The sequence below is a fragment of the Advenella sp. FME57 genome (assembly GCF_014897675.1).
In the GTDB taxonomy this organism is placed as follows: domain Bacteria; phylum Pseudomonadota; class Gammaproteobacteria; order Burkholderiales; family Burkholderiaceae_B; genus Advenella.
This window is the reverse complement of sequence record NZ_JABUXU010000002.1, coordinates 64748-89806: the sequence shown is the minus strand read 5'-3', so window position 1 is coordinate 89806 and position 25059 is coordinate 64748. Positions and strand designations below refer to the sequence as shown.

Genomic DNA, 25059 nt, shown 5'->3' with positions numbered 1-25059 from the left:
CGACCATTGACAGCCACCCAGCGGCCAGATTCCCTAGGGTTTGCACTAGTCGCAATCGAATTGCACTGTGCGCCGCAAATATTGCCGTAAAGTTACCCGATAATTTTATTTCGACCTATAACACCCACTTTGGGGGACAATATTATGCGCGCTCACTGGATCAAGAAAACCCTGGCAACCAGCCTGCTGTCAGCCGTTGTCATGGCGCCAGCCATGGCAGAACAAACACTGAAAATGGCCTATGCCCTGTCCAAGACTTCACACTATGGTGTCGCAGCAGATGCCTTTGAACAATCCCTTGGCAAAAGCACCAGTGGTCAGTTCAAAGTTCAGCAGTTTCCCAATAGCGCCCTGGGCGGCGAACGGGAAGTAATCGAAGGACTGCAGCTGGGCACCATTGACGCCGCCGTTGTGTCAACCGGAGCGACACTCAATTTCGTTCCTGAAACGGGGGTCATTGATATCCCTTTTCTGTTTCGCGACCTGGATCACGCCCGCAAAGTGCTGGACGGCCCGATCGGCCAGAAGCTGCTGGCCGATTTCCCGGCCAAAGGCCTGATCGCGCTTGCGTGGGGTGAGCAGGGCTTCCGCCACCTGACCAACAACGTGCGTGCAGTCAAAACGCCGGCTGATCTGAAGGGTTTGAAAATTCGCACAACGGAAAATCCGATCCACATAACGGCCTTCCGAAAGATCGGCATGCTGCCTACCCCCATGGCCTGGCCGGAAGTTGCCACCGCCTTGCAGCAAGGCACCATTGATGGCCAGGAAAACCCGATTTCCGTGATCGTATCGGCCAAACTGTCGCAGATGCAAAAACACCTGTCGCTGACAGCACACGTCTACGGTCCTGCCCTGATCCTGGTCTCTCCCTCGGTTTATGAAGGTCTGTCCGATGAAGACAAGGCCAAATTCAAAGAGGCCGGCCTGGCCGCAGCCAAAGCCATGCGTGCATTTGTCGACGACGTGGAAACCAGTGGCGTTGAAACACTGAAAAAAGAAGGCATGCAGGTGCAAGACAAGGTTGATCACGATGCCTTTGTCAAGGCGGTGGAGCCGGTCTATCCCGAGTTCTACAAAAAATTCGGCAAGGAACTGGTCGAATCCATCCGCAATACCAAGTGATTCTTTGCTTGATCACGGAGGCCTGAATGAACGCATTGACACGCTTGCTGGACAGTACCCTGTTTCGTCTAATTTCCATCATTGCCCAGCTATTTCTGGTGTCAGCAGTTTGCGCCTCTTTTTACCAGGTGATCGCGCGCTTTATCCTGCAGGAACCATCGGACTGGAGTGAGGGCTGGACCCGCACTGCCATGATCTGGCTGGTTCTGCTGGGCGTGGTGCTGGCCTGTCGGCAGGGCGCCATGCTCAAAGTGGAAATGCTTCATTCCTTGCTCAAAGATCCCTGGCAACGCCGTCTGGAGCATCTGGTCATGCTCATTATGGCAGTCTTTTTCGGATTGATGACCTGGATCGGCGTGCTCATGACCTATCGGGTGCGCTTTCAGACCATTCCAAGCCTGGGCATCTCCATTTCCTGGATTTATGCCGCCATTCCTGTCGGGATGGCGCTGGCCTTGCTGGCTGTCATTGTCCATTGGGCCAATGCCAGAAAAGAGTCCCAGGAAGAAGATCTGACGCTGCTGTAACGATCCTGGCCGTGATTCGGGGCCTGCATCCCGTAGCGGCCTGTCCGCAGGTACGTATAAACGGGCGCCTTCCCGGGCCCGGGTCCCGATACTGAATCGCAACATGATGTTGTTGTACCTCGGCTGGTGTTGCAGGCCATGACCGGTTTTTTGCTCCGCCCACATTTCCACCGCCTTCGAGACAGATTATGTCGCAATTGATGATTTTATCCATGCTGGTCTGTTTTGCACTGACCATCCCGGTCGCCGTTTCCATCGGGCTGGCCAGTCTGCTCGGCGTATATGTAGCCGGTATCAATTGGCTGGTGATTGCCCAGCAGATCTTTGCCTCGCTGGATAAATACCCTCTGGTGGCCATTCCTTTCTTTATTCTTGCCGGCAACCTGATGGAGGCCGGCGGCATTTCGGACCGACTGGTCAATTTTGCCAAGAGCCTGGTCGGTTCGGTACAGGGCGGGCTGGCCATGGCATGTATTATTACATGCATGATTTTTGCCGCAGTGGCCGGCTCCAGCGTGGCCACCACATTTGCGGTAGGCGCGATCCTTATACCAGCCATGGTACGCCACGGCTACCCCAAGCCGTTCTCGGCTTCGCTGCAGGCAACAGCCGCCGAACTGGGCGTGATCATCCCGCCTTCCATTCCCATGATTCTGTTTGCGGTCTCCACCGACACCTCGGTGGGCGAGCTGTTCATCGGCGGCATCCTCCCGGGCGTACTGATTGGCGCAGGGCTGATGCTGTATGTCTGGATTTATGCCAAACGTCATGGCTATGGCAAGCAGGATGCCGATGGGCGCTTACCCATATTCAAAGCTTTCCAGCAGTCGTTCCTGGCGCTGCTGATGCCGGTCATTATTCTGGGCGGTATCTATGGAGGCATATTCACGCCGACCGAAGCATCAGTGGTTGCCGTAGTATATGCGCTGATCGTTGGCACCCTGGTCTATCGCCGTATTTCATTTGGCATATTGACCGAAACACTGCACCGGACCGTTATTTCCACGGCGATTATTATGTTTGTCATTGCCAACGCCGGCCTGTTCGGATTCCTGCTCAATCGCGCCGGTGTACCGAATATGCTGGGCGAATGGCTTGGCCACATATTTACCGACAAAGTCGCTTTTCTGCTGGGCGTCAACGCCGCCCTGTTCATAATCGGCATGTTCATTGAAACCTCCGCATCCATTGTGGTGCTGGCGCCGTTACTGCTGCCAGTGGCCCAGCAATTTGGGATAGATCCGACGCATTTTGGCATTATCATGGTGGTCAATCTTGCCCTGGGCATGATTACGCCACCATTCGGCGTCAACCTGTTTGCCGCATGCGCCGTGGCAAAGCTGCCCATAGAACGACTGTTCAAGTCATTGATTCCGTTTGTCGGCGTCATTTTTCTGTGTCTGATCCTGATTACCTACGTGCCGTGGATCTCCCTGGTTCTGCGTGATCTGGCATACCGTTAACGAGATACCGCCAAGGATCGATCATCCCGGGCAGCGCAGCCCGGCGAATCAGGTAAAATAGGCCCAGACCCTCAGTCTTCAAGAAGATACCGCTGCCCCATGGCCATTCAAAACGACGCGCTCACCAGCGCTGCCCCTCGCATTGTCTCTCCGGAGCCCATGACCCCGAACGAAGAGTCCATTGAGCGCGCCCTGCGCCCCAAGGCATTGGACGAATATGTCGGCCAGGTCCGGGTGCGGGAACAACTGGAAATTTTCATTTCGGCTGCGCGCATGCGCAAGGAAGCGCTGGACCACGTGCTGCTGTTCGGCCCGCCCGGTCTGGGAAAAACCACGCTGGCCCACATCATTGCGCGGGAAATGGGTTCACAGCTGCGGCAGACATCCGGCCCCGTGCTGGAGCGACCCGGCGATCTGGCAGCCATGCTGACCAATCTGGAAAAAAACGACGTCCTGTTCATTGACGAAATTCACCGGCTTTCACCTGTTGTGGAAGAAATTCTGTACCCCGCACTGGAAGACTTCCAAATTGACATCATGATTGGCGAAGGCCCGGCCGCGCGCAGTGTCAAAATCGACTTGCAGCCGTTCACACTGGTGGGCGCCACGACCCGTGCAGGCATGCTGACCAATCCGCTACGCGATCGCTTCGGCATCGTCTCGCGCCTGGAATTCTATAACACCGAAGAATTGGCCCGCATTGTTTCACGCAGCGCCCATCTGCTCAATGCCGGCATCACGCCTGAGGGCGCCCACGAGATCGCGCGCCGTTCGCGCGGCACCCCGCGCATTGTCAACCGGTTGCTGCGCCGCGTGCGCGACTATGCCGACGTGCGCTCCAACGGTGTCATTGACAATGCCGCGGCAACGGCAGCCCTGGCCATGCTCGACGTCGATCCGATGGGGCTGGACCTGATGGATCGCAAGATTCTGGAAACCATTGTGCATAAATTTGATGGCGGACCGGTCGGCATTGACAATCTGTCGGCGGCCGTGGGCGAAGAGCGCGATACGATTGAAGATGTGATCGAGCCCTACCTGATCCAGCAGGGATACATTCAGCGCACATCCAAGGGGCGCGTGGCGACCCTGACTACCTGGCAGCATCTGGGTTGCACGCCGCCGGAAGGCCCGACCAAGCCGCTGTTCTGAACACCGGGACCGAGACCACCGGGGCTGCAACAGCCCCGGTCCTGCCGCGCAGCCTACCTCTCAGGTTATGCCTTCGTTTCAGCCTCCACTACTCTTGGTGATCTGCTAAGCCATGTTAATCTACCAGCGGCGTGGATTAACGCCAAAACGCCTTTTGAATGCCGTGGAAAAATTGCTGCTGTGCCGGTAACCGGCAAGCATGGCCACTTTTTCCACCGATTCGCCCTGCTCCAGATAGCGCTGCGCCATCTGCAACCGATATTCCTTGACGCATGCCATGATAGACGTATTGAATTTCAGTTGAAATTTCTTTCTGAGCGCACTCTCGCCCATGCCGGTAAATTGCGACATTGAGCGTATGGTGTGCAATTGCCAAGGCTCCCTGTGAATGTATTCGCGCAGCGCGCCCAGTCGCTCATGGTCCTGTCGGCTCAGTCTGTCATTGTTCTGCCATTCTGCCGGCGCGCTGGGCGCCGCCCTGACCCTGGCCAGCAATTGCAGGCCCAACGCCTCGTAAATCAACGAACTGACACTGTCGTCCTGCGCCATCTGCAATTGCAAGCGCACGTTGTCCAGAAACGCATCATCCTGTTCGGCTACCGCAAACGTGGGCGGTGCCGCATCCAGTATGGGTAGCAGTCTTTCGGTATAGGCGTTCTGCTCAATCTGCGTCTGGTCCACCAGCACATCCAGCGCCGCCAGCCGCATCCCAGGCAGGTAATGGGTCTGCATGCGCTCATTGCGATAGCTGGTGTTGATACCGCAAGCCGGTCCCACGGTTTGCAAGGGCGAACGTTCGCGCCCGATGCGCAACTGGCCGTTGAGCAGCATGGCAAAAGAATACGCCTCCTGCACGCGGGACTGGGCGTGATAGGGCACCAGAAAATGCATATCGGTATGCAGCAGCGTCACGCCCTGGCACAGCGCGTATTCGCGCACCTGCCCGTAAGCCAGGGTCTCCTGGTGGCGGCTCGGATCCTGCACAATGGCCTCGGGCAGGTAATGCGTTACCCCGTGCTGCTCGCCATATTGCACAAAATCGGCATACGTAAAGGTTCTGGTCATTGATTTGGGTACTCGTGTGTAGACAATTTTGCAACAAAAAAACTGTGCTTTCTAACATATTTAATATGAATTATGACATTATTTCTATAATTAACGAATTATAAATAACAATCATTCTTATTTGTGTTGCTTATTGTCTTTAAGGATATTTTTCTATCATGACCCCGTCCATGGTTCGCTTTTCAGCGGTACCTCGCACTCTGTATGCCGCAGTACTCGCTGTACTCTCTGTTTCCGGCGCCCATGCCCAGACGCAGCAGGAGCAGGTCAAAACGACGCCAGTCGCCCAATTGGGTATTATTCGTGCGACCAGCGACGCGACTTCAACCGAACCCACCATTGGTTTTCAATCTACGGTCAGCCGTGCGGCCAGCCGGGCCGACATGGACTGGATCGAAACACCGCACTCGGTTTCATCTCTGACACGGGATCGTATTGATGCCATTGGCGCTTCCACTGGAACCGATGCGCTGCGCTATACGCCCGGGGCCTTTACCGGGCTGGTGGGCGGCGCTACCCGCTACGATTACATCAGCCTGCGCGGCTTCAACGAAAACAGCACCGACAACCTGAATCTGGATGGGCAAAAGGTACTGAGCGACTCGGGCACCTATAGCTCGGTACAGATTGATCCATACACCCTGGAGCGTATCGACGTTTATCGCGGCCCCACAAGCGTACTGTACGGTCGCAACTCACCGGGCGGCCTGGTCTCCTACAGTTCAAAACGGCCGCTGGATGAGCCGTACCACGAAATCACAGCCGGCATCGGCAATATGGGGCAAACCCATCTTGGCTTTGACATGACCGGCCCGATAGACAAGGAAGGCAACGCTGCCTATCGCATAGTGGGCATCACACGCAACAGCAAGACCCAGTTCGACAACAACCGGGTCGAACGTTATACGTTGGCGCCGTCCCTGAAATTCAAACTGGGTGAAAACAGCCGCCTGCTGTTGCAGGGCTACTTCCAGAAAGACCCCAGCACTGGTTTTCATAGCGGCTTTCCGGCAGATGCAACAATCAATACCGATCATAATGGCCGCCGCATTTCCCCGGAATTCTCGGATGATGATGAAGGCGGAAAATTCAGCCGCACGCTGTCCATGCTGGGCTACCAGTTCGAACATGACTTCACGCCGAATCTGACATTCAAGAACTCGTTCCGGATGACCAGCCTGAAGTCCAAAATGGCCCAGTTCTATGGTTATGGCTGGTACGATGAAAACTCGCTGAACCGGTACTATTCCGGCGGCTATGAAGAACTCGAAGCCCACCAGTTCGACACCAGCCTGACGGCGGTGTTTCATACTGGCGCGGCCGCACATGAAGTGATCGCCGGCTTTGACTATCAGCATCGCAATGCCAGTGGTCAGTGGGATTCAGGCACGGCCAACCCGCTTGATGCGTTTGATCCGGTCTATGGAAACCCGGGTTTGAATATCAACTACAGCGAACCGTTTGACCGTACGCTGGAACAATTCGGCATGTATTTGCAGGACACAGTCCGCTATGGCGCGCTGACCGGCCTGTTCAGCATTCGTCATGATATTGTGGATCTGGACAACCGCAATTCCCTGCTCAATACCAAATCCGGCTACAAGGGCAGCAACACCACGTTTCGCGCCGGCTTAAGCTACGCCTTTGACAACGGCATTTCGCCATACGCCAGTTACAGCGAGTCTTTCAACCCCAACGGCTACACCGACATCAACAATCAGGTGCTGCCGCCAACCGAAGCCAGGCAATATGAAGCGGGCGTAAAATATCAGCCGACCGAACATGTCATGCTGTCTGCCGCCTACTATGACCTGAAACAGGAAAACGTCGCAGCACGGCATTCTTCGGCTACCAGTTACTACGTGCCGCTGGGCGTGGTGCATTCGCGTGGCATCGAGCTGGAAGCCAACGCCAATATCACCGACAACTTCACCGTCATGGCCAGCTATACCATGAACAACATGAAGCTGAAAAAAGGCGACAATGCCGGCAACCGGCCATTTCAGGCACCCAAGCAAATGGCCAGCCTATGGGGCCGCTACAGCATGAACAACGGGCTGGCCCTATCGGCAGGCGTTCGTTATGTTGGCAAGAGCTGGGCGGACAATGAAAACACAGTGCGGGTTCCCGCATATACCCTGCTTGACCTGGGTGCAGAATATGACCTTGGCCGCATGAATTCGAATCTGAAAGGGGCCACCGTGCGCCTGAATGTGAACAACGTCACCGATAAGACCTATGTGGCATCATGCGCCACCACCAACTTCTGCTACTATGGGGAAAAACGCAATATCAAGGCGACCTTCAGCTACAAATGGTAATCCAGGAAGACATCTCCTTCTATGAGCAATTGCAACAGGCACTTGGGCGCCTGTTGCCCGTTTCAACAACGCCGCTGTGCGGCCCCGCCGACCTGACCTTTGGCCAGGTGCGGCAGGATGTATTGCAATTGCTATTTGACGACGTAGCGCGGCTTCATCCCGAGGCCGGTCGCCACTATTGGAACGCCCATACCTGGCGCACCTGCATGTGGGTGCCTGTGTATACAACCATTCTTGCCTACGAACATCATCGCTGCCTGGTCGATTCTCGCCGGCTGCAGCTGCACTTTTCCGAAGGCCTGGCCCAACAGGCCTATTTACCCGAAGACGCAATTACGCTGAATATTGCGGATGAAACAGAGCCGGCCGCTACGCTGGCCGACAGTCTGGAACAGGTTCGCCTGGCCTTGTGCAATATCACGCCAGTGGCCGCCAAGCTGGCGGGGCGCCATACCGCAGACAGCGTGCTGGCTGCATTGCTGCTGTACTACCATGATCTGCCGCAATACAGCACTGCCCATATTCGTGCCCGTGGCCATGTCTGGCTGCAGGCTATCGGCCTGCCGGCAGAAAGTGGTTATCTGGATATTGATATGAGCCGCTACAGCCTGCCGGACCGGCTGTCGCTGAACCGTCGCGTCTGCTGCCAATACTTTCGCTGTCCGAATGCCAAACTGTGCAGCAATTGCCCCAAGATCCCCATGGAAGAGCGCCTGCCGCTATTGGCCAGCGAATGGGCAGAACACGATCGCGCGCACGCACAGGCAGCGTCAGAAACCTAAATTGCCGCAGACTGCGGCATTACTTTTGGTTATTTCTCGTTGTTTCTTTACGATTACTGTCATGCAGTGCCAGGCACGGATCCGGCAAGCGGCCACTCATTGCGATGTCCCCTTTACCAATGTCCCTTTACCAATGTCCCATTAACAACGTCCTTTACCGGTACACTTCTATCCGCGTGCCTTTGCCCGCATTCCTTTATTCGAGCTCGTCCAGGAACGTCAGTATCGCCTCGCCATAGGTATCCAGCTTGTGCTGCCCGACGCCATTGACGGCCGCCAAGTCGCTGAGTGTGCTCGGTTCCAGTTCGGCAATTTGCGCCAGCGTATCGTCCTTGAAAATCACGTAGGCCGGCACGCCGTGTTCCTTGGCAATATCACGCCGCCATTGCCGCAAGCTTTCAAATCGCGATTGCGCTGCCGCCGACAGCACGCGAACTTCGCGCTTACCACGGGGCATGATATTGCGCGATCGTGCCGCAGCGCGGGCAGACTCCTTGCGCATCATCAGCACCTGCTCGCCCTTGAGTACGCTGCGGCTTTTTTCGGTCAACGCCAGCGTCCCGTAACCATCACCATCGACCGTGACAACATTGGCCGCCATCAGCTGTCGCAACACACTGCGCCAGCCCTGCTCGGAAATATCCTCGCCAATACCGAAGACAGACAGGGTGTCATGCGAATGCTGCGCCACCTTATCGGTACGCTTGCCGCGCAGAATATCAATCAGATGCCCTGCCCCGTAACGCTGATCGCGTTCGCGATGCAGGCGATAAATAGCAGACAGAATCTTCTGGGCTGCCACGGTGCCATCCCAGGTTTGCGGCGGCGTCAGACAGACATCGCAATTGCCGCAGGGCTCTGATTGCTGCCCGAAATAGGCCAGCAAACGGGTGCGCCGACACTGCACGGTTTCGCACAGGGCCAGCATGCCATCCAGTTGCGCCCCCGAGCGACGCTTGAAAAATTCATCGCCCGTGGAGTCGTCAATCATTTTACGTTGCTGCACCACATCCTGCAGCCCATAGGCCATCCAGGCGGTGGCCGGCAAGCCATCCCGACCTGCCCTGCCGGTTTCCTGATAATAGCCTTCGACCGATTTGGGCAGATCGATATGTGCTACGAAACGCACATCGGGCTTGTTGATACCCATGCCAAATGCAATCGTAGCAACCATGACCACGCCGTCGTCCCGCAAAAAGCGTGCCTGTCGCTGCGCCCGCAACTCTGCCGGCAGGCCCGCATGATAGGCCATCGCGTCAATGCCCTCCCGACAGAGAAACTCTGCCGTGTCTTCGGTTTTATTGCGCGATAAGCAATACACGATACCCGAATCGCCCGCATGCTCTTCGCGAATAAAGCCCAGCAGCTGGCGGCGCACGTCATTTTTTTCGACAATGACATATCTGATATTGGGACGGTCAAATCCTGCCACGAAATGCCGTGCCTGCGTCAGGCCCAGCCGTTGTGCAATTTCATCGCGAGTCTGTGGCGTCGCTGTGGCGGTCAGCGCAATGCGGGGCACATCTGGCCATTGTTCCTGCAGGCGGGACAGGCCCAGGTATTCAGGACGGAAATCATGCCCCCATTGCGAGACGCAATGGGCTTCATCAATCGCAAACAGGGCAATGCGCCCCCGTTCCAGCAGGCGCATGCAGCGGTCGGTCAAGAGGCGTTCGGGGGCGACATAGAGAAAATCCAGTTCGCCACGCGCAAACGCGTTTTCCACCTCGCGAATGGTCTCCCATTCCTGGCTGGAGTTCAGAAAGGCCGCGCGTGCGCCCAGCTCGCGCAGGGCATCGACCTGGTCCTGCATCAGCGCAATAAGCGGAGAGACCACGATGGCGGTTCCCGGGCGGATAAGCGCAGGCACCTGATAGCACAGCGATTTGCCGGCGCCGGTTGGCATAAGCACGAGCGCATCGTGGCCTGCGACCAGATGTTCAACAATGGCCTGCTGCTCGCCACGAAAGGAATCGTAACCAAAAACACGTTTCAGGACAGACAGCGGGGTGGTGGAATCAGACACTAGAAATGAGACACAAAAAATATAAGCCGGTAATTAACTGACAAAGGTTTAAGCCGCAGCGACCATGGGTCCGCTGTCCGGCACAGGTATAAAGCTATTATAATCGTTATACCGCTACGGAGAGTTCGATATGAAAATCACACATGTGCTAACAGGGGCTATCGGTTGCCTACTTGCCGTTGCTGCGCAATCTGCGCTGGCAAAAATCCCGGTGTATGTCTTTGGCAATACGCCCAATGACCCGATCGGTACCTACATCACGGCGCAGATCCGCAACCAAATTGCCAGCTCGCCCACGCTTACCCTGGTCAACGATATGAACCAGGCGGTCGCCCGCTTAAATCTGCAAAGCGCAGACCCCACGCGCGAGGGCCGATTTACCGCCATTGCAGAAAATGTGGACATCGTCAATGCCGCCTCGCCCATCAATCCCTGGCTAAACATCCAGCAGCACATCCGTATCTGCCTGTCTGAATCCAGCGGCAGCTGCGCCACCACCATTGTAAATGACCTGACCTCCGTGGCCCTGCAATATGGCCCGCCCTTGCAGCAAAAGCTGGGCAGATAGGCGCGACAGTCAGCCGACAGGCTGACTTCACGGCCCTCCCAGACGCGGCCTCATGAGTCCAGATGCCGCGCAATTGCTATACCAGTTCTCTGTTGCCCTTGCGCCAGACAAGGACAGCGATATACTGTTGCATCGAATCGAACATCACAGGACCTGCGGGTCCGCAAGCGAATCACACCATGAATATTGGCATTGCCGGCGCCGGGCTGTTGGGGCGCATCCTCGCCTTGGTGCTCTCACGCCAGGGACACCAGGTTTCCGTATTTGACCCCGCCACGTCCGCACAGGCACGGGTAGCGGCCGGCTGGACTGCCGCCGGCATGCTCAGTCCCATTGCCGAACTCGAAAGCGGCGATGCAGACGTATTCGACATGGGCTTGCGCTCCATCGAGCTGTGGTCGGCACTGGTTCCCACGCTGCGCCTGCCGGTGCAATTTCATGTGCGGGGCAGCCTGCTGGTTGCGCATCGCGGCGATGAAGGGGCGGCAACGCGCCTGACCTCGCTGCTGGATGCCAAAGCGCCGCAACATGCGCGCCCGCAAATGCTCACACGCGATCAGTTGCAGTCACTGGAACCTTCGATCCAGGGCCCCAGCCACGCCTGGATGCTGCAAGGCGAAGGACAGATCCATACGGTCCAGGCCATGCAGGCGCTGGCCGAATCTGCTGACAACACCACCTGGCACTGGGGTACCCCGGTGATCAGCTTGAAACCCGGGAAGTTGCAGACAGCGCAAGGCGTGCATGCATTCGACTGGGTATTCGATGTGCGCGGCACCGGCGCCCGGGAGCGTCCTCACGCCAACAGCCATCAACTGAACTGTCGCAATGTGCGTGGCGTACGGGGTGAAATTTTCTGGCTGCAGGCCAGTGGCCTGACCCTTAGCCGGCCTGTTCGCCTGCTGCATCCGCGTTACCGTGTGTACATCGTGCCGCGCGCACCCGATACGGTTGTGGTGGGCGCCAGCGAAATCGAGAGCGAAGACCGCTCGCCGGTATCGCTGCGCAGCACCGTGGAATTGCTGACGGCCGCTCACAGTGTGCTGCCCGAGCTGGCCGAGGCGCGCCTGATCCACACCGAGGTCAATTTGCGGCCTGCCCTGCTAGACAATCTACCCCGTATCGAGAACGAACAGGGCCTGACACGCATCAATGGATTGTTCCGTCATGGTTGGCTGATTGCGCCCGCCGTCTTGGAAAAGGCCCTACAATCAATATTTGAACCCGATTTCAATCTGATTCAAACAGCATGAGCACTCTTCACATTTCCGTCAACGGAACCAAACACAACATCGCCAGCGGCACCACGCTGGCCCAGCTGATTGCGCATTTGCAAAGCACGGCCGGCCAGGCCGATGACCCCGCCGCCGTTGCCACTGCGGTCAATGAAGTTTTTATTCCCCGACCCAAGCGCGGCGACACCGTATTGTCCGAGGGCGATCAGGTATTTACTTTCAGCCCTATCACCGGCGGCTAACCCAGCTGCATCACGATTATGAAACCATTTGCTATCGCAGACACATTGCTGGAGAGTCGCTTCTTTCTGGGCACCGCGGGCTACCCGTCGCCCAAAGTATTGCAGGACGCAATCACTGCCTCGGGGGCCGCGGTCATTACCGTCGGGCTCAAGCGGCAGCTGACGCCCTCGGCAAGCGGCGGCGCCGGTGCGGCGCTGGACAATTCCTTTTTTCAGATGCTCAAAGACTCCGGCCTGCATCTGCTGCCCAATACCGCAGGCTGCAAAACGGGGCGTGAAGCGATTACGCTGGCGCAGATGGCGCGGGAAATTTTTGGAACGCACTGGATCAAACTGGAAGTGATCGGCGACGACTACACGCTGCAGCCCGATCCGATCGAATTGATTGGCGCGGCCGAAGAACTGGCCAAAGACGGTTTTGAAGTGTTTCCCTATTGCACGGACGATCTGGTGACCTGCCGTCGCCTGCTGGATGTCGGCTGCCGGCTGTTGATGCCCTGGGGAGCACCTATCGGCTCCGGGCAGGGTCTGACCAACCCGCATGGGCTACGCATCCTGCGTGCACGCCTGCCGGATGTCCCGCTCATTGTCGACGCCGGTATCGGCTCGCCCATGGACGCGGTGCAAGCCATGCAAATGGGCTACGATGCCGTCCTGCTTAACTCGGCCGTATCCCAGGCCCATGATCCGGTGAAAATGGCAGAAGCATTCAAACTGGCCGTGCAGGCCGGACGCATGGGCTTTGAGGCAGGCATCATGGCCAGGCAAGACATGGCTGTTCCTTCCACACAAGTCACCGGCCGGCCGTTTCTACTGTAACCGCGCCGATTATATCGGCAGCGCCAACAGCGCCGCCCCATAGGCCGCCATCCCGGCCAGTACTGCAAACCCCGCATTGCGGGTAAGCCGGGCGCACACGCCTGCCGCGACCAGACCGCAAAAATAACTCAGCACGCTGGTGGCGCCGGTGGCCTGCTGCAAGTCGGAGTACACCACGACCACAGTCATGGATACCAGCAGCGCCGGCCCCAGAATAACAAACCGGCCCGAGGCCAGGCGGCCAAAAATAGTCGACTTGCGCATCAGCACAAATGGCAAGGCACGCGTCAGCCAGGTCACCACGGCCATGACGACGATGGCCAGCCAGAATTCAGTCTGTCCCATGAGGTTCTCCATCCCTGTCTTTATGCTGTGCGCCACCATCGCTTGCGGCAGCAGCCTGGTCGCCGGGTACATAGCACAACCAGGCACTGACCGTTCCGGCCAGGATGGCAGGCGTTGCTCCGAAGTAGATAAGAAACAGCAAGGTCATCACAGACGCAATCAATAGTGCGCGCAGCATGGGACGTTTCACGCTAAGCAGTGCCAGCGAAAAAAACAGGGCCACAAGGGCAAAGCGCAATATCTGATCGACCTGCGGAAACTGGGCGGTCAGACCGGACCCGGCGACCAGCCCGATAATTGTCCCGCCAATCCAGGCCAGCCACGCGGTCAGGCCCAGCCCGACATACCAGGCAAATTGCGCATTGGCCGGCTGACGTCCCATCGCATGAAAAGCGGTAGCGAACACTTCATCGGTCAGCAAAAAGGCGGCCTGCAAACGCTTGTGCAAGGTATGTGGCAACCATTTGGCGATGAGCGGACCGTAGAGCAGATGGCGCGCGTTGAGTAATGAAACCATGGCGACGATGCCGGGCAGCGGTGTGCCCAGTTTGATGGCGGCAAGGATGAAAAACTGCGAAGCGCCCGCATAGACAAATACCGAGATAAGCACTGTTTCCCAGAACGACAGGCCCACGCCCTTGGCCGCGATCCCGTATGCCATGGCCACCGGCACATAACCGAGCAGCACCGGCACACCAGCCCGAACCCCCCGCCAACCATTGTTTAACACTGACATTCTGAGCGCCTCTCCTCTATCAGATCGCTATTACATCACAGGTATCGGGCTAAAATCCTGCGGTGACCTCAGGCTGCCGCAAATGGCCGACAACAATGCGGCCGGCGGCAAATGCGGGCAATAGCTTGTCAAGCAAAAACCGAACCGTGCGCGCACGATTCAAATGCAACAGCATGTAGACATGGCCGGCACACAGGACGTATCCGGAAGGCCTAGCGGTGCCGGCAGCCGCCGTACCGCGCGAGTTGGCAGGCGGCGCCACGCGTGGCGTAAAGCGACGGCAAGCAGTTTAGTTTTTATTTTCGGCCGCTACATAACTGAGTGTCCCAGCCAGCGATGCAACAGCCGGGTGGTCCAGTGGATGGCTTATCCCTTCTTCAACGGGCACAGATGGATAATCGAAAGGACTCACGCCTTCCAGGCATGCAACGTTCACGCTGATCTGCGACGGATCTGAGCGCCTTCGATGGTGGGTATAGATGCCGCAGCGCGAGCAAAAATAGTGCTCTGCAGTCATGGTATTGAACTGATAACGCGTGAGCCATTGCCCGCCGGACTCGTAGGCAATATCGCCAAGACCGGCCGTGACCACAACGGCCCCTCGCATAGCGCAATAGGAACAATTGCAGCGCCTGACATTGCGCAGCCCGTCTGCGATCAATACGGTAAACCGGACTGCACCACAATGACAGGCGCCGTTAAGCTTGATACCGTCATTCAATGCCCTCTCCTTTTTTCAAAGTTTTTCCGGATCACCCGTTGCGATCAGGTTCTGGCGTTGCGCAACGACGGCCGGCCAGCCGGCCCGTCTGCGAGGAGATAGCCGGCCGACGCATGACAGAAAAATCAGTCCAGCAAGCTACGCAGGACATATTGCATGATCCCGCCGTGACGATAGTAGGCTGCCTCGCTGGGCGTATCAATGCGCACGATCGCCTCGAACTGCACGCCATCGGCCTGCACCCGCACGGTTGCGGGTGTGATGTCCTGGTTCAATGTCACGATACCGGTAATGTCAAAGGTTTCTTTTCCTGTCAGGCCGAGCGTTGCCGCATTCTGTCCCTCTGGAAACTGCAGCGGCAGCACGCCCATGCCCAGCAAATTCGATCGGTGAATTCGCTCATACGATTCAGCAATCACAGCCCGCACGCCCAGCAATGCAGTCCCCTTTGCCGCCCAGTCGCGCGACGATCCCGAGCCGTATTCCTTGCCGGCAAGAATGACCAGGGGGATGCCCTTGTCGATATAGGATCGTGATGCGTCGAAAATGGTCGTCACCGGTTCGTCACTGCGCGTAAAGTCCCGAGTAAAGCCGCCTTCGGTGCCCGGAGCCAGTTGATTGCGAAGGCGTACATTGGCGAACGTGCCGCGTATCATGACCTCATGGTTGCCACGCCGCGACCCATACGAGTTGAAGTCTTTGGGATCCACGCCATGCTCAGTCAGGTAGGCTGCGGCCGGCGAGGTTTTAGCAATGGAGCCGGCCGGACTGATATGGTCCGTGGTGACCGAATCACCCAGCATGGCCAGTACCCGCGCGCCCTGTATGTCCGAGACCGGTTCCGGATGGCGCGGCATATTGTCGAAGTATGGCGGTTTGCGCGCATAGGTAGAGGCCTCGTTCCAGTCGAACCGCTCGCCTTCAGGCGTCGACAAAGCCCGCCAGCGTTCATCACCGGCAAAGACATCAGCGTAGCCTGCGGTGTACATGTCGGACATGATGGCGCCATCCACCACTTCCTGCACTTGCGCAGCTGTTGGCCAGATATCACGCAGATAAACATCTTTCCCGTCACTGCCCTGACCCAGCGGCTCGTTAAACAGATCAATGTCCATGGTGCCGGCCAGCGCATAAGCCACCACCAGCGGCGGCGACATCAGATAGTTCATCTTGACTTCAGCGTGGATGCGGCCTTCAAAATTCCGGTTGCCAGACAACACTGACACCACCGAGAGATCATGATCTGTGACCGCTTGGCTCACTTCGGGAATAAGCGGACCGGAGTTGCCGATACAGGTTGTGCATCCATACCCCACCAGGTTGAATCCCAATGCGTCAAGGTAGCGCGTCAAACCGGCGCGCTCGTAATAGTCGGTCACGACTCGGGAACCCGGAGCAAGACTGGTCTTGACCCAGGGCTTGCGCTGCAGGCCTTTTTCAACCGCCCGTTTAGCCAGCATCGCCGCCGCGATCATGACCGTCGGATTGGACGTGTTGGTACAGGACGTAATAGCGGCAATCACCACCGAGCCGTGATCGATCTGGCCTTGCGTGCCGTCGCCAAACGTGATGGGAATCGGCGCGCGCGGCTGGCTGTCGTCTGTCGATGCTTGTTCTACATGATCGGTGGGCAGGGCCGAAGACGATTGGGACTCCTCATGGGCCGGCGGATCCGATGCTGGAAAAGATTGATCGACAACCTTGTCATAGCCGTGAGGTTTCTGCTCCGGTTCCCCGATAGACGAGGCGAGCGCCCCGTGAAATGCCGGTTTCGCATCTGACAGCGCGATGCGATCTTGCGGGCGCATCGGACCGGCGATGGAGGGGACCACCTGCGACAAGTCCAGCTCCAGTTTTTCTGAATAGCGTGGTTCGGCTTGCGGATCATGCCAGAGTCCCTGCGCCTTGGCGTAGGCTTCGACCAGTGCAATCTGCTCCTCGGAGCGGCCCGTAAACGCAAGATAACGCAGGGTTTCTGCGTCAATGGGGAAAATGGAAATTGTCGAGCCATACTCCGGGCTCATATTGCCGATGGTCGCCCGGTTGGCCAGGGGCACCGCCGCAACACCAGGCCCATAAAACTCAACGAACTTGCCAACGACGCGATGCTTGCGCAACATTTCTGTAATCGTCAACACAAGATCGGTGGCGGTCGTTCCTTCTGGTAACGTTCCGGTAAGCTTAAAACCGACCACGCGCGGAATCAGCATGGAAATGGGCTGGCCCAGCATGGCCGCTTCGGCTTCGATTCCGCCCACGCCCCACGCAACAACACCCAGACCGTTGACCATCGGCGTATGGGAGTCGGTCCCAACACAGGTATCCGGATAGGCCACTTTCATACCATCGTCATCGGCGGTGAAGACCACGCGCGACAAGTGTTCCAAATTGACCTGATGAACAATGCCGGTGCCGGGGGGCACGACTTTGAAGGCCTGAAAAGCCTGTTGTCCCCAGCGCAAAAACTGATAGCGCTCCAGATTACGTTGATATTCGATCTCGACGTTGCGCTCGAACGCATTGGCCTGCCCGAAAACATCGACAATAACCGAGTGGTCAATGACCAGCTCTACCGGCGCCAGGGGATTAATGCGCTTCGGATCTCCACCCAGGGCATGCATTGCCTCGCGCATGGCAGCCAGATCGACGACTGCAGGAACACCGGTGAAGTCTTGCAACACCACGCGGGCCGGAGTAAAGGCGATCTCACGATCCGGTTGTGCCTGCGGGTCCCAGCCGGCAAGTGCTCGAATGTCTGCCGCCGTAATGTCCTTGCCATTTTCCGTACGCAGCAAATTCTCCAGCAGTATTTTCAGACCGTAAGGAAGCGAGGCAACATCCAGGCCTTCTTCCTTTAACGCATCAAGCCGGTAGATTCGATATGATTGCTCTCCCACTTCGAGTACGCTGCGAGCGCCAAAACTATCCATACTTTTCATGACGTTTTCTCCTTGATCATAAACTTGCCTGGTCTGCGTTCACATCGCAAATGTCGATTGCTGCGCGAGTGGGACGCGGCTGTCATTGCCGGTTTCCTGATACGGACTCACACATGGGAGGCACCTGCGGCGCGAACCATTGGTTCGGCTCTGCAGCTATTGCCTGCGACGACAACTGGTGCAAGACAGCGGACACATGCACCCCATCGGCCTGATACCGACGCACGCAAGCACACTGTCCGAATTGTCGTCATCAAAAAACTGATTTAATGCTTCCCCTGTTAAACCGCCTGTTAAGCCACAGCGGTTAAGTCACATCTGTTAAACCACGTCAGCGACGCTGTTTGCCCAAGCAGAAACGCTCTTGTTTCCGCCTGTCGCAAGCACGCGCTATGGGCACCATCCTGAAGCGGCACCCCATACAGGGATCATGCCATAACTTGGTGAGGTATACAAACCGGTCTGCCCTTTGGCGCATAATGCATGCGGTTGCTGTCCTTCTCACAGCGAGTACGGCGCCAGCAGACGTCAGATCACACACTTGACGACTGATCTGAGGATCAAATTAAGGAACTGGCCAAGAATCTGGCCAAGGATAACTTCTGAGGATATGACCAGGGAACAGACTGAAGTGCAGAGGATGGATCAGGCTATGCGCAGTGTACGGACCGGACCAGCGGTCCATGGCACGAGGATAGCAGCCTCGCCCCGGTGGCGTTATGCCAGACTCTCCGGGGCGACATGAACAGGCTGCTATTCCCAGACAACCAGCAACTTGCCCTGCTTGAATGGATGCGGCATGGTCTGGCTGTAAATGCCATAAGTGGCATACAGGTGCTCGCGCGTCAGCACCCGGTCGGGGGTATCACAAATGACCAGCTCGCCATCGGCCAGCAGCGCAATGCGATCACAATACTGTGCCGCCAGATTGATATCATGGACTATTACCATGACGCCCACTTCATCCTTGTGCGCCATGTCCGACACAATGCGAAAAAACGCATGCTGATGCTTCGGATCCAGAGCCGAGGTAGGCTCATCCATCAACAAATACCGCGTCTGTCCATCATGGCGCCGGGTCAGCAATTGCACCAGCACCCGGGCAAACTGTACCCGCTGTTTTTCACCGCCGGAAAGCGTCACCCATGACCGGTCAAGCAGATCCTGAACGCCGGCAGTGTGCGCCGCGCGCTGCAACAATGCATTTGCCTCGCCTGGATCCAGTTCCGGAAACGGATACAGACCCATCTGAATAATTTCCTGGATGCCCAGATCAAAGGTCAGGCCACTGCCCTGGGGCAGCACGGCCCGCTGGCGCGCCTGCTCTCGCGCCGTCTGCGAAGCGGCCTCATGACCGTTGATGTAAATAGTACCTGTGTCGCGGGTGCGAACCTCCTGGCTTTCCTGCGCCAGGATGGACAACAATGTCGATTTTCCAGCGCCATTGGCGCCAAGCAACGCCAGCACTTCACCCCGTCTAATTTCAATTGAAATATCACGCAGCACCTGGCGCTGGCCGCGTGTTGCGCAGATGTCGCTGCCGCGCATGCATTGCTCCATGACAGTCATCGCATATTCCTTTTTACCAGCAGCCAGAGAAAGAACGGGCCGCCGATGAGGCTGGTCACCAGGCCGATAGGCAATTCTGCGGGTATGACGACCACGCGCGCCAGCCAGTCTGCCATCACCAGGGCCAGGGCACCGCCCGCCATGGATGCCGGCAGCAGGTGACGATGATTCGCTCCCATGATCATGCGCAGGCAATGCGGCACGACCAGCCCGACAAAGCCGATGCCGCCGGTCATGGCCACCAGTGGGCCGACCAGCAGCGCAATGCCCACGATCAGACTGCGGCGCAGGTGCTTCATGGAAAATCCCAAATGTGATACTTCGCGCTCGCCAAGCAGCAATGCATTTAGCGCACGCCATTCCCGGCACAACAACACACAAATCACGAGCGCCCAGGGGCCGAGCAAGCCGATCGTACGCCAGTTCGCAGACGCCAGGCTGCCCATGCCCCAGAAGGTAAGATCACGCAGTTGGGTATCCGTCGCAATATAGGTAAGCAGACCGATCAGACTGCCGGAAATGGCATTGATGGCAATACCGGCCAGCAGCAATCCGGCCACACCGGCATAACGCCGTCCAACCAGATAGGCCAGCCAGGTACTGAGCAAGCTACCCGCGAACGCAGCAAAGGAAACGACCCAGAAACCTGCGGCCGTAAGCACAATGGCCGAGACCGCGCCCAACGCCGCACCGGCCGAGACCCCGATCAATCCGGGCTCGGCCAGTGGATTACGAAACAGCGCCTGCATGACCACGCCCGATAACGCCAGCGCCGCACCCGTGACAATACCGAAGACCACCCGCGGCAACCGGATATCCAGAAAGATCTGGCGTAGCAACTGGGTTTCATCACCCTGCCCGCCCGTGAGCACCGGCCACCATTGATGGACCGGAATGACCACCGCCCCGCTGACGCTGCCCAGAATAATGGCGGCCAGCAATATGAGCAGCAAGATGGTAAAGGATTTCCTGACCCTGCCCTGATCCGGCGCAGCGTTAATTTGCATAGCCGGCAGCAGCCTTCAATTGCGAAATCGCCAGACCGACCCGCGGTCCCATACCCAGCGCGAGCAAATCATCCATCACCACAATGCGATTATTTTTGACCGCAGGCGTAAAGGCGATGGCAGGGTCCGACTTGAATTTGTCGATGCCGCCCGCCGCTTGCAGCGAGCCGCTGGTGACGATGATCATTTCCGGTTTCAGCGCCAGCAAGCTCTCTGCAGACACCGGTTTATAGCCGCGCTGAGGCTTGAGCACGTTTTCCAGACCGGCCATTTCCATGATCGCACTGGCCGTTGTATCGCCACCGGCCATCAGCTTGGCCCCCGTACGATTCAGGATCAGCACGGTGCGCAGGCTGTCGCTGGGCCTGGCCTGCGCCTGCTTCACATTCGCCTGGATCTCGGCGGCAAGCGCCTTGCCTTTTTCCGGTACGTCCAGGGCCTGGGCAATCTGCTCGATCCGTTCGTACAAAGAATCAACTGTCGGTTTATCTGAAACGGTCACCACCTTGACGCCGACCGATCGGACTTTCTCCAGCGAGGCGGGCGGGCCGGCATTTTCAGAAGCGATCACCAGATCGGGCTTGAGCGACAGTACACCTTCGGCCGGCACAGCGCGATAATAGCCCACGCGCGGCAGTTTGGTGGCTGCCTCGGGATACAGGCTGGACTGATCATCGGCGACCAGCGTATGCTGCATTTTCAGATCGTAAATGATTTCCGTCACCGTGCCGCCCAGAGACACGATTCGCTGTGCCTGCTGCGCGCTGGCGCCACCACAGAAAAAGCTGGCGGCGGCCAGCACGGCAAGACAACGGGTGACGGCATTTTGTTTCATTGGGTGATTCCGTTTTGTTGGTTCGGCCATGCCATCAAGCGGCCAGCGGTTGCTTGCAAAGCGATTCAAGCAGCTCGCGCCATTGCCTGATCTCGGGCACGCCAGGCTTGCGCGCGCCAAAGAACTGCACAATTTGTTCACCGTCTTCGGAATACCCTTCCAGCGAAGTTACCCAGCCGTCTTCGGTGGGTTTGTTCACGATCCAGGTGCTGTGGATGGCCGTGGTGTTCAGATGCAGATTGAATTTCGGATCCAAAATATTGAACCAGGGGCCGGTACGCATGAGTTTTTTGATCGGACCCGAGTGAATCTGGATCATACCTTTATTGCCGACAAAGCACATAATGGGCAGATCCGATTCGGCCGCTTTTTGCAGCATGACTTCGACAGCGTCATTGTCTACGCGCTGCGCCAGATCTTCGCCTGCGCTCTCCAGCACCTGCACGCGAGGCAGATTCCATTTTTTCAACAGGCCCGCAAAATCGTGGGTATCGGTCATGCCCAGCCAATCTTCGCGCAAATGCGCGGGCACTTCGCTGGCATAGGCTTTTGGCGCCGCAGGGGTCCGGTCAACCGGTGTGGGCTCCTGATTGGCGGCACGGAATTTCTCCACCAGCGCGTCATATGCCGTCATGTCCGAATTTTCGGTGCAATACACCTTATGCAAGGCCATGCCTGCGCCGTCAAAAAACTGGATACTCTTGCGGCCATTTTGGGTCACGGCCCAGGCATATTTCCAGCTGGAGAAAAATACCCGCAAGTCAAGATCGGCGCCCAATACCAGACCGACCGGGCCATTGCCCACCTTGACCGATTCATAGCGCCCGTGGCGTTCGTGAACACACCATTCATTGCGAGTGAGCAGCATGACTTCGCCCAGCGTTTGCAGTTCCTTGAAAATGGTCTGCGCCGACCCGTCCAGCAGAGTGGCGTCAATATCGCCACATTGGGCGGCAACCAGTTCCATTTCACTGACGTTCAGTTTTTCTGCCGCATTGCGTACGCGCATTTTGGGCTCATCCTGCACTAATGCGTCATAACGGGCTTTCAAATCAGTGCTCTGTTGTGTCATGGGTATCTCTCTTGTAGTAGCTAAACGGTTTTGACCGGACAATCTTGCGATGGCCCGGCCAGTCTGAAAATCTTCGTCGGTCAATATTGATAGCTGACTGACACCCGCACATAGCGGCCTGCTTCGGAATAATAATCTACCGGACGAGGGATGGCTGCTGTGCCTGCGGTGGGCACGCTCAGTGCATTCCAGTATTTCTTGTCAAACAAATTGATCACGCTGAGCTGGAACTTGACACCCTTCAAGCTGGCAGGCGCCCACCAGCCGTGTACGTCAAGCGTACCATAACCGGGGGCCTGAAAATCCGCATTTCGGGCTTCTGCCGTGGGCTGCGGATATTGCACTTTATCGCGTTTGTTTGCCAGTGTCCATACCGTCTCCGCCCCCCACTGCGGCGTTCTGTAGCCCAGTGCCAGTGTGCCTTTGAGAGGCGCGACCGAATTCAGATGCTGGCCGGTTTCCAGGTCTTTGCCAACCGTCCATGCAACCGTCGCCCTGGTATACAGGTTGTCGTTGACGTTCCAGTAGCCCATGGCTTCTGCGCCGTAAATCCGGACGCGATCGCGATTGGCATAAGTGGTCACGCCCAGCGGATACAGCCCCTGTTGGCGCAATGCATAGAACGGCGAATCGGGACCGACGGGAACGTCTTTATCGATGAAATCCTTGTATCGTGTCTCAAATATATTCAAGGAACCGCCGACGATCTGCCCCCTGGCCTGAAAACCCAGTTCCCAGCCACGGCTGCGCTCGGCCTTCAGATTGGGATCGCCCTTGCGCATGTAGTTGGCGGCAGACCCATACTGCAAAAAGAGCTCCGGTGCCGTGGGCGCCCGGTAGCCATAACCATAGCGGGCTGTCACACGATAGATGTCCGACGCGTTCCAGGCGAACTCGAGCGAAGGAGAAATCTGATTGCCGCTACGATTTCGCAGTTCACTTTCATAGCCGTTCTGGTTGGATGCAAAACCGCCGCCGGTCTGCGGTTTGCGCGACCAGCCATCGTAACGCAGGGCCGGAGTCAGTTCGAACTGGCCGTCGTTCCATATGAATGCATGGCTGGCAAACAGCGACCAGTCGCGGCTTTTGACTTTGGGCGTATCACCCTGGTTGGAATGCAGGAAGTCGCAGGTGCGCGGCCCCATGGGCGCAGGCAGGCCAGCTGGAACGACAGGACAATTATCTACACCGGCCGAGTATTGTTCATAGGTGTCGTCAGCAAATGTACCGGCCACGGTCCAGTGACCGCGCAACGCGGCATCGCCCCAATAGCCGCCCGCACTCAGATTGAGGCCCCAGCCCTTTTGCTCGATGCTGTTATTGCGCTCGTACGGTCCGTAAGGATATCCGTAACGGAACGGATTCCCAGGAATTGCTACGGCACGCGGGTCAAACACTTTATTGCGAATGGCTTGTTGATTCTGCTCCAGGGTGGTCTTGCTCCAGTACAACTGGATTCCAGCCTGATCCAGGGCTGAGTAAGCCTGCGTTGCCTTGTAGTTATAGTCTGCCCAGATACGGTCGCGTTTCATCCTCTCGGTCAGCTCATTATTACCGATTGCATAGGCGGTGGTATTCTGGTCATGCATCTGGTCGATATCGCGATCCAGCCTGAACGTGCTCGCTCCCAGGCCAAGCGTGTGGCCAGGCGCCAATTCGTGCTCAAGCCGCAGCCCCACGTTCTTGCTGGTATAGTCGGCAGGATTCATTTTGGTGCGCGCCGCGCCGTAGCCACCAATATCGCCACCATTCTCGGCTTCGCTACCGGTACGGATGCCGTACTGGATCAGCATTTTGGTTGACGCGCCCAGCCGGGCTGCGAACGCGATATCGCCGCCAATGCTGTTATCCAGGCCATCATGCGTGCCCTTGACCAGCAAACCGATATCCTTGCCGTCGGCCAGCAGATCGTCCGGTCGCAGGCCGCGCAGCATCACCGTGCCCGTCAGGGCAGAAGTATTGCCAGCACCGGCGCCGCGCACCACATCAACGGAGGAAAGTGTATTGAAGTTGATGGTCTCCAGGCCTCCCTTGACATCGCGGCTGCCATCAAACAACCACGGCACCGGAATGCCGTCTTCCAGGATGCGGACCCGATTGCCGTCCAGGCCTCGCATATTGACGCTTTTATTGCTGCGATTGAAATTCAGCCCGGGAATCAGCCGCCCCAGGTCAGACCAGTTCTGAACCTGTCTGTCGGCAATCTCGGCCGCGCTGGTGGAGGTCTCCCAACTGGCGGCCGCAGCCTCTGCCTGCGCGTGGACCACGCCCAGCTTCGGGATGGCCGGATTCGAAAACGCAGCGGCGTTACCGCTCCCAGTCATGGCCTGTCCATGGGCAACGCCAGTGCAAAGCAACGATGCAAGTAGGGTCAGGCGAAAGGACGGAAAGGAGGCTGTTTTCATAGTTGCAAGATAGGTAAAGAAGATCCCGGCATACCGAATGCGCAAAGCCAGAAGCCGGGGATACATGTTGAAATAACTGAAACCGAATAATACTATGAATGATAA

General features: G+C 57.3%; 21 protein-coding genes. 10 read left to right on the top strand and 11 right to left on the bottom strand.

What is annotated here, in order from left to right; genetic code table 11:
• The first annotated feature begins 201 nt into the window (after window positions 1-201).
• The 4 genes from INT32_RS03380 (at window position 202) to ruvB (ending at window position 4267) form a co-directional block, all read left to right on the top strand.
• Window positions 202-1125, top strand: coding sequence for a TRAP transporter substrate-binding protein (locus INT32_RS03380; protein ID WP_370540169.1), 924 nt, complete (start codon window positions 202-204; stop codon window positions 1123-1125).
• Window positions 1126-1151: 26 nt separating this feature from the next.
• Window positions 1152-1652 carry a TRAP transporter small permease gene (locus INT32_RS03375; RefSeq protein WP_193087324.1) on the top strand — a complete coding sequence of 167 codons (501 nt, stop codon included), beginning with the start codon at window positions 1152-1154 and terminating at the stop codon, window positions 1650-1652.
• A 188-nt stretch (window positions 1653-1840) separates the two neighbouring features.
• Window positions 1841-3115, top strand: coding sequence for a TRAP transporter large permease (locus tag INT32_RS03370; RefSeq protein WP_193087323.1), 1275 nt, complete (start codon window positions 1841-1843; stop codon window positions 3113-3115).
• A gap of 99 nt (window positions 3116-3214) precedes the next feature.
• A complete protein-coding gene (ruvB, locus tag INT32_RS03365; protein WP_193087322.1) occupies window positions 3215-4267 on the top strand; it encodes a Holliday junction branch migration DNA helicase RuvB in 1053 nt (350 codons plus the stop codon).
• A gap of 120 nt (window positions 4268-4387) precedes the next feature.
• Here ruvB and INT32_RS03360 read toward each other — a convergent pair whose 3' ends face one another.
• Complete coding sequence (locus INT32_RS03360; protein WP_193087321.1) at window positions 4388-5332, bottom strand: AraC family transcriptional regulator; 945 nt, start codon at window positions 5330-5332, stop codon at window positions 4388-4390.
• Between the two features lie 158 nt (window positions 5333-5490).
• Between INT32_RS03360 and INT32_RS03355 the strand changes: the two genes are divergently transcribed.
• Window positions 5491-7653 carry a TonB-dependent siderophore receptor gene (locus tag INT32_RS03355; RefSeq protein ID WP_226816465.1) on the top strand — a complete coding sequence of 721 codons (2163 nt, stop codon included), beginning with the start codon at window positions 5491-5493 and terminating at the stop codon, window positions 7651-7653.
• Window positions 7647-8435, top strand: coding sequence for a (2Fe-2S)-binding protein (locus tag INT32_RS03350; protein ID WP_193087320.1), 789 nt, complete (start codon window positions 7647-7649; stop codon window positions 8433-8435). Before INT32_RS03355 ends, INT32_RS03350 begins: the two co-directional genes overlap by 7 nt.
• A 196-nt stretch (window positions 8436-8631) precedes the next feature.
• On the opposite strand, the gene recQ is transcribed toward INT32_RS03350, so the two are convergent.
• The gene (recQ, locus tag INT32_RS03345; protein ID WP_193087319.1) at window positions 8632-10461 is read right to left on the bottom strand and encodes a DNA helicase RecQ; all 1830 of its coding nucleotides are present in this window, start codon (window positions 10459-10461) and stop codon (window positions 8632-8634) included.
• Between the two features lie 130 nt (window positions 10462-10591).
• Here recQ and INT32_RS03340 point away from each other — a divergent pair, with 130 nt between their 5' ends.
• From INT32_RS03340 to INT32_RS03325, 4 genes are all read left to right on the top strand, one after another.
• On the top strand, window positions 10592-11029 hold the full coding sequence (locus INT32_RS03340) for a hypothetical protein (RefSeq protein WP_128395018.1): 438 nt from the start codon (window positions 10592-10594) through the stop codon (window positions 11027-11029).
• A 179-nt stretch (window positions 11030-11208) separates the two neighbouring features.
• Entirely contained in the window at window positions 11209-12282 is a 1074-nt protein-coding gene (locus INT32_RS03335; RefSeq protein ID WP_193087318.1) for an FAD-dependent oxidoreductase, read from the top strand.
• Entirely contained in the window at window positions 12279-12506 is a 228-nt protein-coding gene (thiS, locus tag INT32_RS03330; RefSeq protein ID WP_193087317.1) for a sulfur carrier protein ThiS, read from the top strand. The genes INT32_RS03335 and thiS overlap by 4 nt, the downstream gene beginning before the upstream one ends.
• Window positions 12507-12524: 18 nt before the next feature.
• Window positions 12525-13325, top strand: a complete 801-nt coding sequence (locus INT32_RS03325; protein ID WP_193087316.1) for a thiazole synthase — start codon at window positions 12525-12527, stop codon at window positions 13323-13325.
• Window positions 13326-13334: 9 nt separating this feature from the next.
• Here the strand turns inward: INT32_RS03325 and INT32_RS03320 are convergent, their stop codons facing one another.
• From INT32_RS03320 to INT32_RS03280, 9 genes are all read right to left on the bottom strand, one after another.
• Window positions 13335-13670, bottom strand: coding sequence for an AzlD domain-containing protein (locus INT32_RS03320; protein WP_193087315.1), 336 nt, complete (start codon window positions 13668-13670; stop codon window positions 13335-13337).
• Window positions 13657-14406: an AzlC family ABC transporter permease gene (locus INT32_RS03315; protein WP_193087314.1), complete on the bottom strand. Its 750-nt coding sequence runs from the start codon at window positions 14404-14406 to the stop codon at window positions 13657-13659. The genes INT32_RS03320 and INT32_RS03315 overlap by 14 nt, the downstream gene beginning before the upstream one ends.
• A 289-nt stretch (window positions 14407-14695) precedes the next feature.
• A complete protein-coding gene (locus tag INT32_RS03310) occupies window positions 14696-15127 on the bottom strand; it encodes a GFA family protein (protein WP_193087313.1) in 432 nt (143 codons plus the stop codon).
• A gap of 125 nt (window positions 15128-15252) precedes the next feature.
• Window positions 15253-18066: an aconitate hydratase gene (locus INT32_RS03305; protein ID WP_193087312.1), complete on the bottom strand. Its 2814-nt coding sequence runs from the start codon at window positions 18064-18066 to the stop codon at window positions 15253-15255.
• 753 nt (window positions 18067-18819) lie between these two features.
• On the bottom strand, window positions 18820-19635 hold the full coding sequence (locus INT32_RS03300; protein WP_226816463.1) for a heme ABC transporter ATP-binding protein: 816 nt from the start codon (window positions 19633-19635) through the stop codon (window positions 18820-18822).
• Complete coding sequence (locus INT32_RS03295; RefSeq protein ID WP_226816460.1) at window positions 19632-20642, bottom strand: iron ABC transporter permease; 1011 nt, start codon at window positions 20640-20642, stop codon at window positions 19632-19634. The genes INT32_RS03300 and INT32_RS03295 overlap by 4 nt, the downstream gene beginning before the upstream one ends.
• Window positions 20632-21477: a hemin ABC transporter substrate-binding protein gene (locus INT32_RS03290; RefSeq protein ID WP_193087311.1), complete on the bottom strand. Its 846-nt coding sequence runs from the start codon at window positions 21475-21477 to the stop codon at window positions 20632-20634. Before INT32_RS03290 ends, INT32_RS03295 begins: the two co-directional genes overlap by 11 nt.
• 34 nt (window positions 21478-21511) lie before the next feature.
• A complete protein-coding gene (locus INT32_RS03285) occupies window positions 21512-22549 on the bottom strand; it encodes a hemin-degrading factor (RefSeq protein ID WP_193087310.1) in 1038 nt (345 codons plus the stop codon).
• A gap of 80 nt (window positions 22550-22629) precedes the next feature.
• Window positions 22630-24873 (bottom strand): TonB-dependent hemoglobin/transferrin/lactoferrin family receptor, encoded by a 2244-nt coding sequence (locus INT32_RS03280; protein WP_193087309.1) that lies wholly within the window; start codon window positions 24871-24873, stop codon window positions 22630-22632.
• Window positions 24874-25059: the final 186 nt, after the last annotated feature.

Excerpts from the sequence above, each read along its gene's own strand:
- INT32_RS03370 (WP_193087323.1), top strand. The coding sequence starts at position 1,841 with ATGTCGCAATTGATGATTTTATCCATGCTGGTCTGTTTTGCACTGACC.
- INT32_RS03300 (WP_226816463.1), bottom strand. The coding sequence starts at position 19,635 with ATGACTGTCATGGAGCAATGCATGCGCGGCAGCGACATCTGCGCAACA.
- thiS (WP_193087317.1), top strand. The coding sequence starts at position 12,279 with ATGAGCACTCTTCACATTTCCGTCAACGGAACCAAACACAACATCGCC.
- INT32_RS03315 (WP_193087314.1), bottom strand. The coding sequence starts at position 14,406 with ATGTCAGTGTTAAACAATGGTTGGCGGGGGGTTCGGGCTGGTGTGCCG.
- INT32_RS03280 (WP_193087309.1), bottom strand. The coding sequence starts at position 24,873 with ATGACTGGGAGCGGTAACGCCGCTGCGTTTTCGAATCCGGCCATCCCG.
- INT32_RS03290 (WP_193087311.1), bottom strand. The coding sequence starts at position 21,477 with ATGAAACAAAATGCCGTCACCCGTTGTCTTGCCGTGCTGGCCGCCGCC.
- INT32_RS03355 (WP_226816465.1), top strand. The coding sequence starts at position 5,491 with ATGACCCCGTCCATGGTTCGCTTTTCAGCGGTACCTCGCACTCTGTAT.
- INT32_RS03380 (WP_370540169.1), top strand. The coding sequence starts at position 202 with ATGGCGCCAGCCATGGCAGAACAAACACTGAAAATGGCCTATGCCCTG.
- INT32_RS03360 (WP_193087321.1), bottom strand. The coding sequence starts at position 5,332 with ATGACCAGAACCTTTACGTATGCCGATTTTGTGCAATATGGCGAGCAG.
- INT32_RS03295 (WP_226816460.1), bottom strand. The coding sequence starts at position 20,642 with ATGCAAATTAACGCTGCGCCGGATCAGGGCAGGGTCAGGAAATCCTTT.
- INT32_RS03335 (WP_193087318.1), top strand. The coding sequence starts at position 11,209 with ATGAATATTGGCATTGCCGGCGCCGGGCTGTTGGGGCGCATCCTCGCC.
- INT32_RS03340 (WP_128395018.1), top strand. The coding sequence starts at position 10,592 with ATGAAAATCACACATGTGCTAACAGGGGCTATCGGTTGCCTACTTGCC.
- INT32_RS03305 (WP_193087312.1), bottom strand. The coding sequence starts at position 18,066 with ATGAAAAGTATGGATAGTTTTGGCGCTCGCAGCGTACTCGAAGTGGGA.
- INT32_RS03375 (WP_193087324.1), top strand. The coding sequence starts at position 1,152 with ATGAACGCATTGACACGCTTGCTGGACAGTACCCTGTTTCGTCTAATT.
- INT32_RS03285 (WP_193087310.1), bottom strand. The coding sequence starts at position 22,549 with ATGACACAACAGAGCACTGATTTGAAAGCCCGTTATGACGCATTAGTG.
- ruvB (WP_193087322.1), top strand. The coding sequence starts at position 3,215 with ATGGCCATTCAAAACGACGCGCTCACCAGCGCTGCCCCTCGCATTGTC.
- INT32_RS03320 (WP_193087315.1), bottom strand. The coding sequence starts at position 13,670 with ATGGGACAGACTGAATTCTGGCTGGCCATCGTCGTCATGGCCGTGGTG.
- INT32_RS03350 (WP_193087320.1), top strand. The coding sequence starts at position 7,647 with ATGGTAATCCAGGAAGACATCTCCTTCTATGAGCAATTGCAACAGGCA.
- INT32_RS03325 (WP_193087316.1), top strand. The coding sequence starts at position 12,525 with ATGAAACCATTTGCTATCGCAGACACATTGCTGGAGAGTCGCTTCTTT.